Below are 15,097 nucleotides of genomic sequence, written 5' to 3'. Positions count from 1 at the left end.
GTTTACGCTCCTGCACACATGCGCACTGCACTCTTCACCACGCTGGCGGCGTCAATACCATGATGCGCGCGCGTGGAGGCACGATCGCCAGCAATCGCGTATTGACCATCGGGGATGCCCAGACGTAACAGCGGAATTCCGCAGCCGCCTTCAGCCAGCACTTCGGCCACCAGACTGCCGACGCCGCCGTTAACATTGTGCTCCTCTACGGTGATCACCGCCGGATAATGCTTTAACAGCTCTTGCAGCTGTTGGGTATCGCAGGGACGAATTGATGGAATGGCGATCACACCTGCGCTGATTCCCTGTTCCTGTAATTGCTCGGCCGCACTCACCGCCTCATGCACGGTGGAACCCATCGCCACCAGCACGATGTCGTTGCCTTCACGCAACACGTCGATTTGGCCGGGACGGAACTGGTAGTTTTCATCGTGCAGCTGAGGCAGGTCCTTGCCATCCAGACGGATGTAAACCGGCCCCACATGCGCAAGGGCATAATCGATGATCTGGCGGCACTCCAGCGGGCAGGATGGCGCGTAAATCTCGATATTGCCGAAGCCACGCATCACCGCAATATCATCAATGCTGTGGTGGGTGCTGGCCAGCGGGCCGTAACTGGCACCGGCATTCAGGCCAAACAGTTTGACGTTGGTATTGTTGTAACAGACGTCCACTTTTACCTGCTCGTTGGCGCGCGAAATCAGGAACGGAGCTGCATTACAGGTCACCGCCACTTTTCCACCGATTGCCAGACCGGCCGCCGTGCCCACCAGCGTTTGTTCCGCAATGCCAACGTTCACCAACCGATCGGGAAACGCCTTAATGAAAGGCGATATTTTTGCCGTTGAGGTGGAATCTGCCACCACCGGCACCAGATCCACACCGCGATTGACCGCGTCAATAAAGGCTTCCACCATCACCGTGGCCAGGTGTTTTGCATTACTCATCTTTTAATTCCTCCAGTGCCAGTTCGATCTCTTCCCCTTTCGGCACACGGTGATGCCACTCTGGTTTGCCCTGAATAAAGGAGATGCCAAAGCCTTTCTCGGTATGCGCCACAATCACCTGCGGTTTGCCATTACGTGGCAGGTTTTCAATGGTTCCCACCACGGAAGCCATGTCATTACCGTTGCATTCAGTGACTTCCAGACCGAAGGCTCGCCATTTATCCGGCAGCGGATCGGTGTTCATAATGTCGCGCGTGTGCCCTGCCAGCTGCAGTTTGTTCTTGTCGTTGATGATCACCAGGTTATCGAGGTTGTAGTGCGCCGCCACCAGCGCGGCCTCCCAGTTACTGCCCTCGGCCAGTTCACCGTCGCCTGTGACCACAAAGATGCGGCGGTCGCTGTTGTCTTTTTTCGCCGCCAGCGCAATACCCACCGCCACCGGTAAGCCGTGGCCCAATGCACCGGTGTTGAGTTCCACGCCCGGCGTTTTCTGCCGCACCGGATGGCCCGGCAAATGTGAATCCGAATGCTGATAAGTGGGCAGCCATTCGGTTGGGAAGTAACCCGCCTCCGCCAGCACACAGTAATAGCCGCCGACCGCATGCCCTTTTGACTGGATGTAAATGTCACGCTGCGGATCGTTAGTGCGATCCGGTGCGCAATTCAGGATGCGGAAATAGAGCGCCGTCAGGATTTCGACCTGAGAGAGATCGGCACCGGTATGTCCACCCGCCGGACTACCGGCATTGAGCTGGATGATGCGGCGACGCACGGCGCGCGCTTTCGCTGCCAGGTCCGCCACCGAATATTTGAAAGGATTCATAGACACCTCTGCATTTTAAAGCGTTATTGAATATATATTCACAGCAGGTAAAAAAATTTACCCGGATTTTTCCCCTGAATAAGCTGAGTTGCGGGAAGGCGGCCAGCTCGTCAATCCCCCAGGAGCTTACTCAGGTCAGTGACTGGGGTGAGCAAGCGCAACCGACGCACCTGCGGCTCGGCTCATGACGGGTAACAATTAGCCTTTGGCCTCACTTTCCTCAATCAATGCCTTCTGCGCCACCACGGCGGCTTTCTGCTGCATGCGGCTCTGCATCTGATCGATGATCACCGCCACGATAATCACGATGCCTTTGATCACCATTTGCCAGAACTCGCTGACGCCCATCATGATCAAACCATCCGCGAGGAAACCGATGACAAATGCCCCTACCAGCGTGCCGAGAATGGTGCCGCGCCCGCCAGCCAGTGAAGTACCGCCCAGCACGACCGCCGCAATCGCATTCATCTCGAATGAGGTGCCGTTCGCCGGATGGCTGGCCACCAGTTGCGAGGAGACCACAATGCCGGCAATCGCCGCACAGAAACCTGAAATGGTGTAAACCCAGATTTTCACCGACTTCACTTTGACGCCCGAGAGTTCCGCTGCTCGCTCGTTATCACCAATCGCATACACCTGACGGCCAAACGGCAGGCGACGTGCTACATAGGCAATCACCAGCGCCAGCACCACCATCATCCAGATCGCCCACGGTAAGCCGAGAAAATACCCCGCACCGATTTTGTCGAAACCGGTGTTACCCAGCAGCGGATTGCCCTGCAAGCCGGGGAAGGTTTCGCCGCCAGAGGTCAGCATCGCCGCCCCGCGCAGGATGTACATGGTGCCCAGCGTGCAGATAAACGGGGCCACGTTGTATTTGGTGATGATCCAGCCATTCACCGCGCCAATCAGTCCACCTACCACTAACACCACGGGCACAATCACCCAAACACTGGGAAAGATGGCGATGCCAAACATCGGCAACACAATGCCTTTGGTAATCAACCAGCCGGCAATCATGCCGCACAGGCCCAGCGTGGCGCCGATGGAGAGATCAATTCCCGCAGTGATAATGACAAAGGTGATGCCGAGCGCCAGTAACGCATTGATGGCGATGTGTTTGACCATGATCACCATGCTGCCCACGGCGAGGAAATCCGGCACGGTGATAGCAAAGAAGCCGACGATGAGGAACAACGCGATAAAGGTGCGCAGTTTTAACAGCAGCAGAATCATGCCTTCACGCGAGTTGAAAACCTTACCTGGCGAAGCGAGCGCCATTGCGCCATTGTTTTTCATGCTCAGAACCCCTGTGCACTTGCTTTAACCAGCGCCGCCTCTTCCGCTTCCGCGCGCGGCAGGTCAGCTGTCAACTTGCCGCCAGACATCACAAGAATGCGATCGGCGACGGCCATAATTTCTTTTAAATCGGAGGTGGAGAACACCACGGCAATGCCCTGCTCTGACAGTTTCACCATCATGCGAAACACTTCCGCTTTGGCACCCACATCAATGCCCCGACTGGGCTCATCCAGCAGCAGTAAACGTGGATTGGTGAGCAATGAACGGCCAATCACCACTTTCTGCTGGTTGCCGCCACTCAGCGCACTGATCGCCACGTCGGGTGATGAGATTTTGATCGCCAGATTGCCTACCGTACTGTTTACCGCTTCGCGTTCAGCTTGTTCGGCGATCACGGTGCGATGCGATAAACGTCGCCACAGGCTGGCAATGGTGAGATTGCTGGCCACAGAGGAGACCGGGAAAATACCGGCCCGTTTGCGATCTTCCGGCACCAGGCTCATGCCCATACGAATACGTTCGGCCGTTGGCAAGCGTGTGGGTAACGGTTTGCTGTCCAGCCACAGTTTGCCGAGATAGTTGCGCTGGCTGCCGAGCAGGCACTCAAACAACTCGGTGCGCCCCGCGCCCATCAGGCCATAAATGCCGACGATCTCCCCGGCGCGCACATTGAAACTGACATCGTCCACCAGCGTATTGCCATGGGCACCGACACAGGTGATGTGCTCGGCTTCCAGCACCGCCGCCCCGAACTGACGATTAGGCGGCAGAAAGTTACTCACCGGTTCGCTGCCGAGCATTTCACGCACGATCCACGGCACATCGATGTCGCTGACCTTCGCTTCCGCCTGAAAGCGACCGTCGCGCAGGATGGTGATCACATCGCCAATCGCCATTAGCTCTTCCAGCCGATGTGAGATATAAATGATGGAAACCCCCTGCCGCGTCAGTTCGCGGATCACCCGGAACAGAATTTCCACTTCGGTTTTGCTCAACGCCGAGGTCGGCTCATCCAGAATTAAGATGTCGGCGTTTTCTGCCAGCGCTTTGGCAATTTCCACCAACTGCTGCTGACCCACTTTCAGGTTGCCGACCATCTCGTCCGGTGAAATTGGCTGGTCGAGACGTTGCAATAACGCAGCCGTGCGTCGCTTCTGTTCTGCTTCGTTAATCGGGCTGATGCCGCGCTGGATTTCCCGTCCCAGAAAGATGTTCTCCGCCACGCTGAGGTTTTCGAACAGGTTGAGTTCCTGATGCACCATGCCGATACCGTGGCGGGCGGCGTCTCGCGTACTGCTCAACACCACTTTTTCGCCGTTAAGGAACATTTCGCCGCTAGTGGGCTGCTGCACCCCGGCGAGGATTTTCATCAGCGTGGATTTACCTGCCCCATTTTCACCGATGATGACGTTCACTTTGCCGCGCCACACGCGATAATCGACACGATCCAGCGCCAGGGTGCCCGGAAACAACATCGACATCTGTTTGGCCTGCAGGATGATTTCATCGCTCATCATGGATTCCCTTGCTGCAACTGAATCGCCACCACGTCATTCACCTGATTCGGCTCCATACTGACGGCTAACAGCGCCTGCACCGGTTTGCCGACCCAACTGGCATCCACCGGCGGTAGTTGCTGGACGGCATGACGATTCAACGCTTTAGTCAGCTGTGCGTATTGCACCTGATTGGTGAACTCTTTAAAGCGATAGCCCGCCGCGTCACGAATCGCATTACTGCGCAGTACCGGCCCAATCAACACCTTGACCGGTTTGCCATTGATGGTGACAGTCAGGCTGCGTTCGCGTTCGTTGCTGTTATCAAAGGCGGTGACGGTTCCTCCGGCACGCACAAACACGCTTTCGCTGCCCCCGGCCTTGACGGTATGACTTTTGGTTTCCATATCCGCCCAGCTCAGCGCCTGCTTCTCAGCCGGTTGCTGCACCCGGCTGGCCCAGCTCGATTCGGCGATCTGCTGTGGCGTCTGGTTGCTGTAGCCGGGTTTGGCATTCGGATCTTTCGGCATGATGGGATTGCCGTTTGCATCGAGATCCACCACGGTGCAGGCGGTCAATATCAGCGATAAGAGCCCAACCATCAGCCCGGTTGCTGCTTTTCCCTTCATGCCGACCTCCGTCTTATTTCGCCAGGTTGAAGTTTTTCAGCTTCGCGGCGTTACTGTCGTCGATCAGCACGCAATCCATCAGCTGCTTCTCTTCTTTTTGCGCTTTGCCGTTTTTCAGGTAGTAATCCACCTGCTCAACCGCCATTTGTGCCTGATCCCAGCCCGGCTGCAGCACCGTGGCTTTGATGTTGCCTTTATTGATGATGGAATCGCGCGTGTAATCGCTGCCGTCAAAGCCCACCACAATTACGTTGGTTTTACCGGCGGCTTTCAGCGCGGCTTCTGCCCCCAGCGCCATGGTGTCATTCCCGGAAATCACCCCGACAATGTTGGGATTTTTCTGCAGAATGGTTTCCATGCGGCTAAAGGCTTCGGTCTGGCTCCAGTTGGCACTCTGCTGCGCCACCATCTTCATATCGGGATAGTCATCCAGCACGTCGTGATAGCCCTGTGAGCGCACGCCCGCGTTGGTATCCGACTCTTTGCCCAACAGCTCAACGTAGTCGCCTTTGCCGTTCAGCAACTTAGCGAACTTCTCTGCGCCCAACTGCGCGCCCTGATAGTTGTTAGAGACAATCTGCGCCACGGCGACGCCGGTTTTGTTGATCTCGCGGTCAATCAGGAAGGTGGGGATTCCGGCATCTTTGGCTTTTTGCACCGGGCCAACGGTGGCGTCAGCACCGGCGTTATCCAGAATGATCGCTTTGGCTTTACGCGCGATGGCGGTTTCGATCAGCTGGTTCTGTTTGTTCACGTCATCATCGTGCGAGGCCATCAGCGTGGTGTAACCGAGCGCTTTGGCTTTCTCTTGCGCGCCATCGGCTTCAGCTTTAAAGAACGGGTTATCGTGAGAAGGTGTGATGATAGCAATCAAGCCTTTTTCTGCCGCCAGCGTTGCCGCTGAAGCTAACATCAGTGAAGCCAGTAGGGTCATTTTGAGGACAGAAGCTTTCATTGATTTTTCTCCGCTTGAATATATATTCAATTGCGATTTTATATGCATAATGACTATGCGCTGGCTTCCTGAACTCGTCCATCGCGCGATCCTGAAAAAGCGAAAACGATCACAAAATGTTCTGCGTTGTTATTTATGACAGCCTGATTAACAATACCAGGCAGGTTAAGAGAGAGAAAAAACCATGGCAAAACAGGACGAACAGCGGCTGATGGTAAAAATCGCCACGCTTTATTATGTGGAAGGCATGAAGCAGTCCGATATTGCGCAACTGCTGAAGCTGTCGCAATCCTTTGTGTCACGCATCCTCAATCGCAGCGTGAAAGAAGGCGTGGTGAAAATCAGCGTGGTGCCACCCGCCAATGTCTATCCCGAACTGGAGAAGGCGATTGAGCAGCAGTATCAGCTGCCACAGGTGATTGTGGTCGATGTGCCGGATCAGGCTTCCGCGCTGCAAATTAAACAGGCGATTGGCTCAGCGGCGGCGCACTATCTGGAAACCCGCCTGCGCGCCGATGAACTGATCGGCATTTCATCATGGAGTGGCACCATTCGCGCGATGGTGGATGCATTACATCCGCTCACTGCGCCCTGCAAAGGCGTGATCCAACTGCTCGGCGGCGTGGGTGCCAACGGCAACGTGCAGGCCACCATCCTGACGCAGAATCTTGCGGCGCTGCTGGATTGTCCGGCCTGGCTGCTGCCGTCGCAGTCGATTGAGCATTCAGTGCAGGATCGTCAACGCTTATCAGTAAACCCAGACGTGGCCGTGGTGCTGGAAAAGTTTGATCAGGTGGATCTGGCGATTGTCGGCATTGGCGATCTTGAGCCCTCCGCGCTGCTACGCAATTCCGGCAACTACTATGACGGCGAGATGCTGCGCACGCTGGCCGAGCGCGGTGCGGTGGGCGATATCTGTTTGCATTATTTTGATGCTGACGGAAAACCGGTATTGAACGCCGAGGAAGATCCGGTGATTGGCATGGAGCTGGCGCAGGTTAAACAGTGTGCGCAAGTGGTGGCACTGGCGGGCGGCAAAGAGAAAGCCCAGGCGATTCGCGGTGCGTTGCGCGGTGGATATGTGAAAGTGCTGATTGTGGATTATCCCACCGCACGATTGCTGATGGAATGACCGATTTAACCGGGCACTTTAAGGCGCGGCCCTGACGAGCCGCGCTTCGCAAAGACGACTTATCCGATGGTTCGGTAGGCCGTTGTGACCTTCCACAAATAACGTGGTGCCTGTGCCGCCGGATGTTTATCCTGCACATGCTGATAGAATTCGTCCGGCGTCATCGAGTTGATCATCGCAATCGCCCGATCGCGATTCCGTGAGAAGGTGCGTAGCAACGCACCGGCACCGTTGGCGTAAGAAACGATGGTGGCATAACGCAGCGTGAGTGGATTTCGAATACCGGCCAACTCAGAATCCTGCAGCAGCTTGAGATATGCCGCACCGATATCGATATTTCTCGCCGGATCGCGCAATTCGGATGACGTCGGCTGACCGTGGCGTCCCTGGGTGCGATACACCGCACGACCCGCCGTTGAGGCTTTAATCTGCATCAACCCTACCGCGTTTGAACGGCTGGTAACGGTGGGATTGCCCCCGGATTCGACACTAATAATGGCGCTGATTAACTTCTCATCAACGCCATAATGACTGGCGGCATCTTCGGTAAACATTGACCATGCATCATTCACTTTCGACGGTGGTGCCTGGGTTAATGGCGTATTTTTCTCTGGCACGACCGTTTTTTCTGGCTCACTGGCACAGCCCGCGAGCAACAGCGCAGATAGCATAAGTAGTCGAATTTTCACTGATTTTTGGTTCCGCAATAGAGTTGGCGCAAGCTATCATACCTGGCGCAGCGCAATGCAAAATTACCGTTTATCCTAAATACGTAAAAAACCTTGTGCTGCCGTGACATCGGTAACGGATTTCGCCATCATCGGCAGGCCACTTTAAATCAGGATGAACGCTATGCTTTCCCCCCGATCTATTCGTCTGATCGCCCCCTCCGGCTATTGCCATAATCAGGATGCGGCCCAACGTGCAGTGAGTCGTTTACAGGCTCAGGGACATCAGTTGGACAACTTATCAGCGATTACACGCCGCTTCCAGCGTTTTGCGGGCGAAGACGGGGAACGGTTGAATGATGTGAACCAGCTGGCAACACTGAGCACGCTGCCCGATATTGTGCTGGCGGTGCGCGGTGGGTACGGTGCCTCGCGTTTGCTGGATCAGATTGATTATGTCGGTCTGCAGCGCCGGCTGCTCAATCAACCTATCGCGCTTTGTGGACACAGTGATTTTACCGCGATTCAACTGGCGTTACTGGCGCAAACCGGGCTGGTGACCTTCAGCGGCCCGATGCTGGCCGGCAACTTCGGCGCAGAGGCATTATCCGAATTTACCCTGTCACACTTTTGGCAGGCGCTCTCTTCTCCTACAGTCAATATAGGCTGGCCGACCCACAGCCCGGATGCGGGACGCTGGCAAGGGACCTTGTGGGGCGGCAATCTGGCGATGATCTGCTCACTGATCGGCACACCCTGGATGCCACAAATTGAAAACGGCATTTTGGTGATCGAGGATGTGAATGAGCATCCTTTCCGCATAGAGCGTATGCTGATTCAACTGCAACAGAGCGGCATTCTGGCGCGCCAGCGGGCGATCATCACCGGCAGTTTCACCAGCACGTCACTGTCGGCTTATGACAATGGTTTCGATTTTGCCAGCGTATGGCAACGCATCCGCGATGAATACCAGATTCCGGTGATCAGCGATCTGGCGTTTGGCCACGATGCCGATACCGTTACACTGCCGCTCGGCGCCAGTGCGACCTTACAACTTGAGCAGGGCGAAGCACAGCTTGCCTTCACCGGCCACCCGACATTGCGCTAACGTTTTGCCGCAGGAGACCGACATTGAAGCCACTGTACGAAGATTTGTGGATCTCCACCCCGGAATTTCCCGCCGAAGAAACGGCGAATGATTTAATGATGCATGGCTTTATGCTGCGCCATCCGCGCGGCAATCTGGTCATCGGCCGTGTCGAACATCCGCTCGATCATGAGTTTCTCAATGATGCGGGCGGGGTGATTCGCCACTACCTCACCCACTGGCATGAAGCCGCGCCCGGCGCCGTGGCGATCCAGCAGCGTTTTAACAGTGCGCTCTACTGCCACAGCCGTTCACTGGGGCCCGTCAGTCTGATTGTCGAACCTGATGAGACCTTCATTCAGCAGGAAAGCCACTTTGGTGATTTCCATCTGCTGCCCACACCCGGCCACACACCGGGCAGCTGCAGTTACCTTTATCGCTCCCCGCTGGGCCAGACCTATCTGTTTGTTGGCGATACCTTAACCTGTGACTACAACCGCTGGATCAGCGTGTTGGTACCGGAGAGTAATCCGCTGGAGTTACAGCAATCACTGGAGCTGTACCGCGCGCTGCGCCCCGATGTCGTGCTGATGAGTACCACGCGTGGTCACTTATCATGGGCCAAAGTTGATTTGCAGAGTTGGCTGGCGGCGATTGATGAGGCAGAGCAATCGCCGCTGGATTTACGCCAGCAGCCACTGATCTAGTTACAGCGATTTACTGAGGTAATGACGCTGATGCAGACGCGGATAATTATCGAGGCTAAAGCGTAAGGTGTAGCCCATCTTTTCATAGAACGGGCGCGCCTGGAAACTGGCCGTATCAACCTGCGCATAAAGGCAACCACGGGCGCGGGCTTCTGTTTCGGCGGCCTGAATCAACTGTGTACCAGCGCCCTGCCCACGTAACGCATCGCCGACCCATAGCAGGTCGATGCGCAGCCAGTTACCAAAGGTGGAACCGGTCAACCCGGCCAGCTTGCGGCCAGAAGCATCCTTAATGAAGACGCCAATCGCCTGCATCTCACTGGGATCGATAAAGCGTCTGTTATATTCGGTGAGGCCGAGACGAACATCATCCAGATCCTCTGCGGTAACGGTGTCAGTTACGCTTAATTGCATCGTCTTCTCCTTTGACAGGCAACTATGAATTGGGGCGCTGGCTATCGTCGTAACGTTCCAGCGAAAGAATTTCCGCATCGCGTTTTTCGGTGCGATTGCAGGGGATGAGTTTATCGCTATCGGCATAGACAAAGAACGTATCGTCATTGTTTTTGTTCACAATCAGCTGATCGCCATTACGAAAACGCGTGATCGCCACTTTATCCCCGCCTTGCAAACGCGTGCGCTGTTGCCCTGCTGCAATTTGAAAATGACGTGTTGGCCACATCAGCGTACTTAAACCGTATTCCGCACGCGATACCGTCATGGTCGGGCGCCCCGGACAGGTAATTTGAAATTCGGTTTCGCTCCAGGCCGGCGCGATATGGCACGCCATTAAGCCAACGGCAATAGCTATCGCCTTCATTGGGATCTCCGCTGAGGTTAGATGATGATTTCGTTGGGTTTTATGCAGAGAAGCCTAACACAGAAAAAAGTGAGAAGACGAATAATGGCCCGTTGAGTACGGGCCTGCAAGGATAGAAGGGTAAAGAAAACGTTAGTTAACCGAGTTCATGTCTTTGATTTGATTACGGTTTATCTGCTGTTCTTTACCATCAATATCTTTGTAAGTAATCATGCCGGTATCTTCATCCACTTTAGGTTTACCCTGCACCACAATGGTCTGCCCATCGGTGGTGTGCATGACGTGATCAGATGCGCAGCCCGCCAGCAGTAGGCCGAGGCTAAAAGTACCGATTAAAAGCAATGTCTTTTTCATCTCATCCTCCTTTTGGATTCACTGTCAGGTTTAGCACAGCGCGCAGTAATGTGAACCAGGAGAAAGATTAATCTGTGCAGAACAATTGCTGCGCATCAGCCGATATCGACTGAGCAGCAGCTATATTGCATGGATTTCCATCGCAAACGGATGGGGAAGGAATGACCGAAAGGGATTACTCTGCTGCAACCTGTGCGGCAACTAACATTAACGCCAGACCCGCATCTTCCGGATCGAAGCCTTGCATCACTTCTTGTATGGCCGCTACACAGTTCATTACCTGCTTTTTTTTGTCGGCTTCTAATTTATCAATCGCGTGCTGAAGAATCATTAAACTGGCTTCTTCTTCTTTCATAGATTTGCCCTTGTTTTGCTTACCTGATGCGCAACGCTGGCAAGAATAACGTTTATCTGCTACCAAAGTCACCCCTTTACATTCTTACCGCTTAACGATTAAGCAAATGACAAATGGGAAGCGGTGCCAGACCTGCTATGATCAGCATATCAGTGGGCATTGACGGGCCACTGCAAACAAGGAATCGAACCAGGACAGGATCATGTTGCGAATCACGGTAGTACTCACCCTTCTATTATTGGCTGGTTGCAGCTCCACGCCCAAAGGTATCGACTGCCCGGGCGAAGTCGCGACCATTTATGGACAATCAATGGGGCAGACGCAGGCGCGCATTTTCGATTTGGTGAATGCCTTTACGGTCACGCGTGATGGCGTGGCGGTGAAAAGTGGCACATTGCACTCCAGCGATCGTTTCCAGTATGTCCCTTCTGCCGTGACGCCTGAGGGCTTCACCGCTCAGCGGCTGTCAGATAAGCAATTCCGTCTGATCAACCCTTATCAGAACACCATGATTACCTGGACGTGCCCTTAAACGTGCTTAGCCGGGAAAGATGGTTTATTGTCAGGCTTCCTCACGCTGCGGACCTGTACTATGGAAAAGAGTCTGGACAATAACGGCTACATCGATTTCCCCTTCCCCGCTTCCACCAACGCGGATGGCTCGGTGAATCCTTGTGGATTTGACCTCACGCTGGAGACCGATCGCATCGACGAAATCTCAGCGGGTAAACATTCCGAAAATTTACGGCGTTTACTGGAAGAGGTGAATTTGCAGGAGGGGGTATTTATGACCTTAGCCTGTGACTGGCAGCAGCGTGATGACGGCGTGTGCGGATTTATCGATGTGGCATTACGCCCGGCGCTATCGAGTGGCAGCAGTGAGGAGACGCAAAGTCTGGATCAGGCATTTGAACTCTATCTGAGCCGACAAGAGAAGCAGCACAACATGCAGAGCGGCACCCTGGTCAATTACGCCCGCGCCGTGCTGGATTGGGGCTGGTCACCTTTGCATCAGCGTCATATGCGCTATGAGAAAGTCACCATTCGCTATTATTGTCAGCAAGCCGACGATGCCGAGTGGTGTTTCGATCATCTTCGCCATTTTTTGGTGACCTGGTATCCGGCTTATCGCGGCAATCCCTAAGGGCGTCTCGTGACACCCTTAGGGATTAGGGTTTGACCAGACGAATCGCATGCTCCAGCATCCGCTGTTCGTCGCGTTCATCATGCGCGCGATGATGGCGGGTTCGCTGCAATAAATCGGTGATTTCAGCGCGTTTAGTTTCGTGGCCACATTCGGATAGGACAATCACCGCGTCACCAATGACCCGACACACTTCATCGTAATCGTCTTCACTTAATACATCACGTTTCATCTCTCCTCCTGGTGTGACACGGCCTGATTTCCGCAAATCAAAAGGCCTGCTACTTCGTTTAAGCCTGGACAGAGTTCAACGATCCTGCAAACCACTGTTACAACCTCGTTGGCCTGCGGGTTGCTGGTCTGAAAATCTGTGACTACGCTGAATCGTAATATTCACAACCAGCAGGGAGTCATCATGACTGATAAAGCGGAAGCAAAATTGAATGAAGCAGCGGGCGCAGTTGAAGAAAAAATCGGGGAATGGACCGGCTCTCGCAAACATCAGGCTAAAGGTGCCGCGCGTCGTTATCCCGCGCAAGCCAGTTATGCTGTGCAGGATGCAGCAGATTGCGTGGTCAAATCGGTACGTGATAATCCGGCAACTGGCCTGGCGGTAGCGGCCAGCATCGGCATTATTGTCGGTTTCCTGCTGGGCAGGAAATAAGCGGCGATGGGGGGCCTTTCTGGCCCCAACGCTTATTGATGATGACCGGCCTCATCCAACCTTTCCTGAATATGTTCATCCGGCGTCTCTGCCACATCAGCCGTGCTGTTATTCACATCCAGATGACGCCCCTGGTGCACAGTGATATTCACTGGCACGTCAGGTAATTGCGCACAGCTGCCAAATGACACCAGTAAAAAGAACCACGCGGCTAATGACGTCTTTGCCATCTTCACTTCCACCCACACTGTTTTGAGTCGGGCCAGATTGCCTGACAGAGTGCAAATTAGCGTCAGTGCTGCGCAAAGCTGTGTGGGGAGATGTGAGCAATCAGCCTTGCGAACGGCGTGCTTTGAAGCGCGCCACCATGGTCATCAATGCCTGATAAATCAATCCAGCGTACAAGCTTTTCACCACCACCATACTGATGGCCTCACCCTGCGCCTGCCACGAAGTGAACCACATGAAAATGCCCCACAGCAGCGAAAACAGCAACCAGCCCTTAACGAATTTGATGACACCTTGCATACCACCTCCAGAATCTGAAGCGCAGAACATAGCGGGTTTTGCCGGAAAAGGCACGACGAGGGGTTCATGGATGCTATCTGTTTCAAAGTTTTGCGAAATGTATTGTCAGGCGCGAACCGCCGTTAAGAAATTGCGCACTTGTCGCATACAGTATGATCACAGTTTGTGATTGAATCCCCGCCATCGTTGTCAGGCATGTTGTGAATATGAATTATTTAAGCGATATCCAGAAATTTATTGAGAGTAACACCCTGCTATCCACCACTTTTAGCTTGCTGCTGCTGGTGATTGCGGGGATGGTGACGCATCTGATCTGCAAATTCTTTGTGGTGAAGGTGGTGCGCAAGGTCTTCTTCAGCACACACAAAAAACAGGTTCCACTTGATAAAGATGTGCGGCTATCTGAAAAGCTCTCAAACTTTATTCCGGTGATCACGGTCTATTACCTGCTGCAGTTTATGCCAGATCTGCCCGAGCATCTGCTGATTGCTATTAAGACTATCTGCGGCATTTTGTTCTTTGTTTATCTGTCGCTGTTCTTCACAGAAGTGCTGGAGATTGTTAACAACTCCTACTCCCGCAAATCAAAGCGTAAGAATCACTCGATCAAGGGCTATATTCAGGTCGGCAAGATCCTGGTGCACATTATTTCGGCGATCATGATTCTGGCCATTATGTCGAATAAATCGCCAGTGATTATTATCTCGAGTTTGGGTGCGGTTGCTGCGGTATTGATGTTGGTGTTCCAGCACACCTTAATGTCGTTGGTGGCGAATATTCAGGTGTCATCCAACGATGTGCTGCAACTTGGTGACTGGATTGAGATGCCGGATAAAGGCATTAGCGGCGAAGTGATTGATATTGCACTGCACACCATTACGCTGCGTAACTGGGATAACACTTTGTCACGCATCCCGACGAAAAACTTCCTCACCGAAACCTACACCAACTGGCAGGCGATGTTCTCCTCCGGCGCGCGCCGTATTATGCGTAGCTTCCACCTCGACCAAATGTCGATTCGCTTTCTCGATCACGAACTCATTCAGCAGATGAGCCAGATTCGCGGTGTTAACGAACAGCTGTCAGCGTTAATGGATGGCCGTGACAGCAATGCAGTGGGCGATCGTTGGTTTGCTGACAACGGCATGACCAACTTGACGGTGTTCCGCAAATATCTCACCGCGTGGCTGTCGCAGCGCGATGATATTAAGCAGGATATGTATATCGTGGTGCGCACCATGAAGCCCTCGCCGGAAGGTTTGCCGGTAGAAGTCTATTGCTTCACCTCGTCGATATTTTGGGTCGAGTATGAGAATTCGCAGTCAGCGATCTTCGAATATATCTATGCGATTGTCGGCCAGTTTGGGCTGCGCATGTATCAGCATCCGGGCGGCAATGATTTCTGGCGCTTGTCGCAGCAGCATGCGTCATCCGTCAAATCTGTTGAACAGCAGGCCGATTAACTTAGCGCATAAAAAAACGGGAG

Annotated in this window: 21 protein-coding genes; 7 read left to right on the top strand and 14 right to left on the bottom strand. The window is 53.8% G+C overall.

What is annotated here, in order from left to right; translation table 11 throughout:
* Nucleotides 1–2 precede the first annotated feature (2 nt).
* The 6 genes from AC1MDE_RS08400 to AC1MDE_RS08375 all read right to left on the bottom strand — a co-directional run bounded on the left by AC1MDE_RS08400 (nt 3) and on the right by AC1MDE_RS08375 (nt 6,152).
* Nucleotides 3–947, bottom strand: coding sequence for a transketolase family protein (locus tag AC1MDE_RS08400; protein WP_480344468.1), 945 nt, complete (start codon nt 945–947; stop codon nt 3–5).
* The gene (locus AC1MDE_RS08395) at nt 940–1,770 is read right to left on the bottom strand and encodes a transketolase (RefSeq protein ID WP_479414600.1); all 831 of its coding nucleotides are present in this window, start codon (nt 1,768–1,770) and stop codon (nt 940–942) included. The genes AC1MDE_RS08400 and AC1MDE_RS08395 overlap by 8 nt, the downstream gene beginning before the upstream one ends.
* Nucleotides 1,771–1,968: 198 nt before the next feature.
* A complete protein-coding gene (locus AC1MDE_RS08390) occupies nt 1,969–3,069 on the bottom strand; it encodes an ABC transporter permease (RefSeq protein WP_479400988.1) in 1,101 nt (366 codons plus the stop codon).
* A gap of 2 nt (nt 3,070–3,071) precedes the next feature.
* Nucleotides 3,072–4,586 carry a sugar ABC transporter ATP-binding protein gene (locus tag AC1MDE_RS08385; protein WP_058962293.1) on the bottom strand — a complete coding sequence of 505 codons (1,515 nt, stop codon included), beginning with the start codon at nt 4,584–4,586 and terminating at the stop codon, nt 3,072–3,074.
* Nucleotides 4,586–5,197: a DUF2291 family protein gene (locus AC1MDE_RS08380; RefSeq protein WP_058962294.1), complete on the bottom strand. Its 612-nt coding sequence runs from the start codon at nt 5,195–5,197 to the stop codon at nt 4,586–4,588. The genes AC1MDE_RS08385 and AC1MDE_RS08380 overlap by 1 nt, the downstream gene beginning before the upstream one ends.
* Before the next feature lie 13 nt (nt 5,198–5,210).
* Entirely contained in the window at nt 5,211–6,152 is a 942-nt protein-coding gene (locus AC1MDE_RS08375) for a substrate-binding domain-containing protein (RefSeq protein WP_480344467.1), read from the bottom strand.
* A gap of 184 nt (nt 6,153–6,336) precedes the next feature.
* Here AC1MDE_RS08375 and AC1MDE_RS08370 point away from each other — a divergent pair, with 184 nt between their 5' ends.
* Nucleotides 6,337–7,284, top strand: coding sequence for a sugar-binding transcriptional regulator (locus AC1MDE_RS08370; RefSeq protein ID WP_479398317.1), 948 nt, complete (start codon nt 6,337–6,339; stop codon nt 7,282–7,284).
* A gap of 59 nt (nt 7,285–7,343) precedes the next feature.
* Here AC1MDE_RS08370 and emtA read toward each other — a convergent pair whose 3' ends face one another.
* Nucleotides 7,344–7,973: a membrane-bound lytic murein transglycosylase EmtA gene (gene emtA, locus AC1MDE_RS08365; protein ID WP_075564066.1), complete on the bottom strand. Its 630-nt coding sequence runs from the start codon at nt 7,971–7,973 to the stop codon at nt 7,344–7,346.
* A 163-nt stretch (nt 7,974–8,136) separates the two neighbouring features.
* On the opposite strand from emtA, the gene ldcA reads away from it, so the two are divergent.
* Together ldcA and AC1MDE_RS08355 are read left to right on the top strand one after the other, a co-directional pair.
* Nucleotides 8,137–9,060, top strand: a complete 924-nt coding sequence (gene ldcA / locus AC1MDE_RS08360) for a muramoyltetrapeptide carboxypeptidase (protein ID WP_058962295.1) — start codon at nt 8,137–8,139, stop codon at nt 9,058–9,060.
* Between the two features lie 23 nt (nt 9,061–9,083).
* Nucleotides 9,084–9,746 (top strand): MBL fold metallo-hydrolase, encoded by a 663-nt coding sequence (locus AC1MDE_RS08355; RefSeq protein WP_479398315.1) that lies wholly within the window; start codon nt 9,084–9,086, stop codon nt 9,744–9,746.
* Here AC1MDE_RS08355 and AC1MDE_RS08350 read toward each other — a convergent pair whose 3' ends face one another.
* The 4 genes from AC1MDE_RS08350 to AC1MDE_RS08335 all read right to left on the bottom strand — a co-directional run bounded on the left by AC1MDE_RS08350 (nt 9,747) and on the right by AC1MDE_RS08335 (nt 11,275).
* A complete protein-coding gene (locus AC1MDE_RS08350) occupies nt 9,747–10,160 on the bottom strand; it encodes a GNAT family N-acetyltransferase (protein ID WP_058962297.1) in 414 nt (137 codons plus the stop codon). It abuts the gene before it with no gap.
* Between the two features lie 22 nt (nt 10,161–10,182).
* Nucleotides 10,183–10,566, bottom strand: coding sequence for a hypothetical protein (locus tag AC1MDE_RS08345; protein ID WP_034821987.1), 384 nt, complete (start codon nt 10,564–10,566; stop codon nt 10,183–10,185).
* A 132-nt stretch (nt 10,567–10,698) separates the two neighbouring features.
* Nucleotides 10,699–10,920 (bottom strand): YgdI/YgdR family lipoprotein, encoded by a 222-nt coding sequence (locus AC1MDE_RS08340; RefSeq protein ID WP_058962298.1) that lies wholly within the window; start codon nt 10,918–10,920, stop codon nt 10,699–10,701.
* 175 nt (nt 10,921–11,095) lie between these two features.
* A complete protein-coding gene (locus tag AC1MDE_RS08335; protein ID WP_034821992.1) occupies nt 11,096–11,275 on the bottom strand; it encodes a hypothetical protein in 180 nt (59 codons plus the stop codon).
* A 202-nt stretch (nt 11,276–11,477) separates the two neighbouring features.
* Here AC1MDE_RS08335 and AC1MDE_RS08330 point away from each other — a divergent pair, with 202 nt between their 5' ends.
* Together AC1MDE_RS08330 and AC1MDE_RS08325 are read left to right on the top strand one after the other, a co-directional pair.
* Nucleotides 11,478–11,807 carry a hypothetical protein gene (locus AC1MDE_RS08330; protein WP_479400992.1) on the top strand — a complete coding sequence of 110 codons (330 nt, stop codon included), beginning with the start codon at nt 11,478–11,480 and terminating at the stop codon, nt 11,805–11,807.
* 60 nt (nt 11,808–11,867) lie between these two features.
* Nucleotides 11,868–12,419: a hypothetical protein gene (locus tag AC1MDE_RS08325; RefSeq protein ID WP_034821998.1), complete on the top strand. Its 552-nt coding sequence runs from the start codon at nt 11,868–11,870 to the stop codon at nt 12,417–12,419.
* A 25-nt stretch (nt 12,420–12,444) separates the two neighbouring features.
* Here the strand turns inward: AC1MDE_RS08325 and AC1MDE_RS08320 are convergent, their stop codons facing one another.
* Nucleotides 12,445–12,651: a DUF2767 family protein gene (locus AC1MDE_RS08320; protein WP_034822002.1), complete on the bottom strand. Its 207-nt coding sequence runs from the start codon at nt 12,649–12,651 to the stop codon at nt 12,445–12,447.
* Between the two features lie 183 nt (nt 12,652–12,834).
* On the opposite strand from AC1MDE_RS08320, the gene AC1MDE_RS08315 reads away from it, so the two are divergent.
* Nucleotides 12,835–13,083, top strand: a complete 249-nt coding sequence (locus AC1MDE_RS08315) for a DUF883 family protein (RefSeq protein ID WP_034822005.1) — start codon at nt 12,835–12,837, stop codon at nt 13,081–13,083.
* Nucleotides 13,084–13,115: 32 nt separating this feature from the next.
* On the opposite strand, the gene AC1MDE_RS08310 is transcribed toward AC1MDE_RS08315, so the two are convergent.
* Nucleotides 13,116–13,313 (bottom strand): hypothetical protein, encoded by a 198-nt coding sequence (locus tag AC1MDE_RS08310; RefSeq protein ID WP_038647530.1) that lies wholly within the window; start codon nt 13,311–13,313, stop codon nt 13,116–13,118.
* A 100-nt stretch (nt 13,314–13,413) separates the two neighbouring features.
* Entirely contained in the window at nt 13,414–13,611 is a 198-nt protein-coding gene (locus AC1MDE_RS08305) for a DUF6404 family protein (protein ID WP_479398310.1), read from the bottom strand.
* 206 nt (nt 13,612–13,817) lie between these two features.
* Between AC1MDE_RS08305 and AC1MDE_RS08300 the strand changes: the two genes are divergently transcribed.
* On the top strand, nt 13,818–15,074 hold the full coding sequence (locus AC1MDE_RS08300) for a mechanosensitive ion channel family protein (RefSeq protein ID WP_058962302.1): 1,257 nt from the start codon (nt 13,818–13,820) through the stop codon (nt 15,072–15,074).
* Nucleotides 15,075–15,097 lie beyond the last annotated feature (23 nt).

Source organism: Pantoea folii, assembly GCF_056678875.1.
The sequence above is the reverse complement of the archived record's forward strand: the minus strand, read 5'-3'. Positions and strand labels throughout refer to the sequence as shown.

What these genes read in the sequence shown, in the direction of transcription:
- AC1MDE_RS08400 (WP_480344468.1), bottom strand. Translation starts at nt 947, where the DNA reads ATGAGTAATGCAAAACACCTGGCCACGGTGATGGTGGAAGCCTTTATT.
- AC1MDE_RS08395 (WP_479414600.1), bottom strand. Translation starts at nt 1,770, where the DNA reads ATGAATCCTTTCAAATATTCGGTGGCGGACCTGGCAGCGAAAGCGCGC.
- AC1MDE_RS08390 (WP_479400988.1), bottom strand. Translation starts at nt 3,069, where the DNA reads ATGAAAAACAATGGCGCAATGGCGCTCGCTTCGCCAGGTAAGGTTTTC.
- AC1MDE_RS08385 (WP_058962293.1), bottom strand. Translation starts at nt 4,586, where the DNA reads ATGAGCGATGAAATCATCCTGCAGGCCAAACAGATGTCGATGTTGTTT.
- AC1MDE_RS08380 (WP_058962294.1), bottom strand. Translation starts at nt 5,197, where the DNA reads ATGAAGGGAAAAGCAGCAACCGGGCTGATGGTTGGGCTCTTATCGCTG.
- AC1MDE_RS08375 (WP_480344467.1), bottom strand. Translation starts at nt 6,152, where the DNA reads ATGAAAGCTTCTGTCCTCAAAATGACCCTACTGGCTTCACTGATGTTA.
- AC1MDE_RS08370 (WP_479398317.1), top strand. Translation starts at nt 6,337, where the DNA reads ATGGCAAAACAGGACGAACAGCGGCTGATGGTAAAAATCGCCACGCTT.
- ldcA (WP_058962295.1), top strand. Translation starts at nt 8,137, where the DNA reads ATGCTTTCCCCCCGATCTATTCGTCTGATCGCCCCCTCCGGCTATTGC.
- AC1MDE_RS08350 (WP_058962297.1), bottom strand. Translation starts at nt 10,160, where the DNA reads ATGCAATTAAGCGTAACTGACACCGTTACCGCAGAGGATCTGGATGAT.
- AC1MDE_RS08345 (WP_034821987.1), bottom strand. Translation starts at nt 10,566, where the DNA reads ATGAAGGCGATAGCTATTGCCGTTGGCTTAATGGCGTGCCATATCGCG.
- AC1MDE_RS08340 (WP_058962298.1), bottom strand. Translation starts at nt 10,920, where the DNA reads ATGAAAAAGACATTGCTTTTAATCGGTACTTTTAGCCTCGGCCTACTG.
- AC1MDE_RS08335 (WP_034821992.1), bottom strand. Translation starts at nt 11,275, where the DNA reads ATGAAAGAAGAAGAAGCCAGTTTAATGATTCTTCAGCACGCGATTGAT.
- AC1MDE_RS08330 (WP_479400992.1), top strand. Translation starts at nt 11,478, where the DNA reads ATGTTGCGAATCACGGTAGTACTCACCCTTCTATTATTGGCTGGTTGC.
- AC1MDE_RS08325 (WP_034821998.1), top strand. Translation starts at nt 11,868, where the DNA reads ATGGAAAAGAGTCTGGACAATAACGGCTACATCGATTTCCCCTTCCCC.
- AC1MDE_RS08320 (WP_034822002.1), bottom strand. Translation starts at nt 12,651, where the DNA reads ATGAAACGTGATGTATTAAGTGAAGACGATTACGATGAAGTGTGTCGG.
- AC1MDE_RS08315 (WP_034822005.1), top strand. Translation starts at nt 12,835, where the DNA reads ATGACTGATAAAGCGGAAGCAAAATTGAATGAAGCAGCGGGCGCAGTT.
- AC1MDE_RS08310 (WP_038647530.1), bottom strand. Translation starts at nt 13,313, where the DNA reads ATGGCAAAGACGTCATTAGCCGCGTGGTTCTTTTTACTGGTGTCATTT.
- AC1MDE_RS08305 (WP_479398310.1), bottom strand. Translation starts at nt 13,611, where the DNA reads ATGCAAGGTGTCATCAAATTCGTTAAGGGCTGGTTGCTGTTTTCGCTG.
- AC1MDE_RS08300 (WP_058962302.1), top strand. Translation starts at nt 13,818, where the DNA reads ATGAATTATTTAAGCGATATCCAGAAATTTATTGAGAGTAACACCCTG.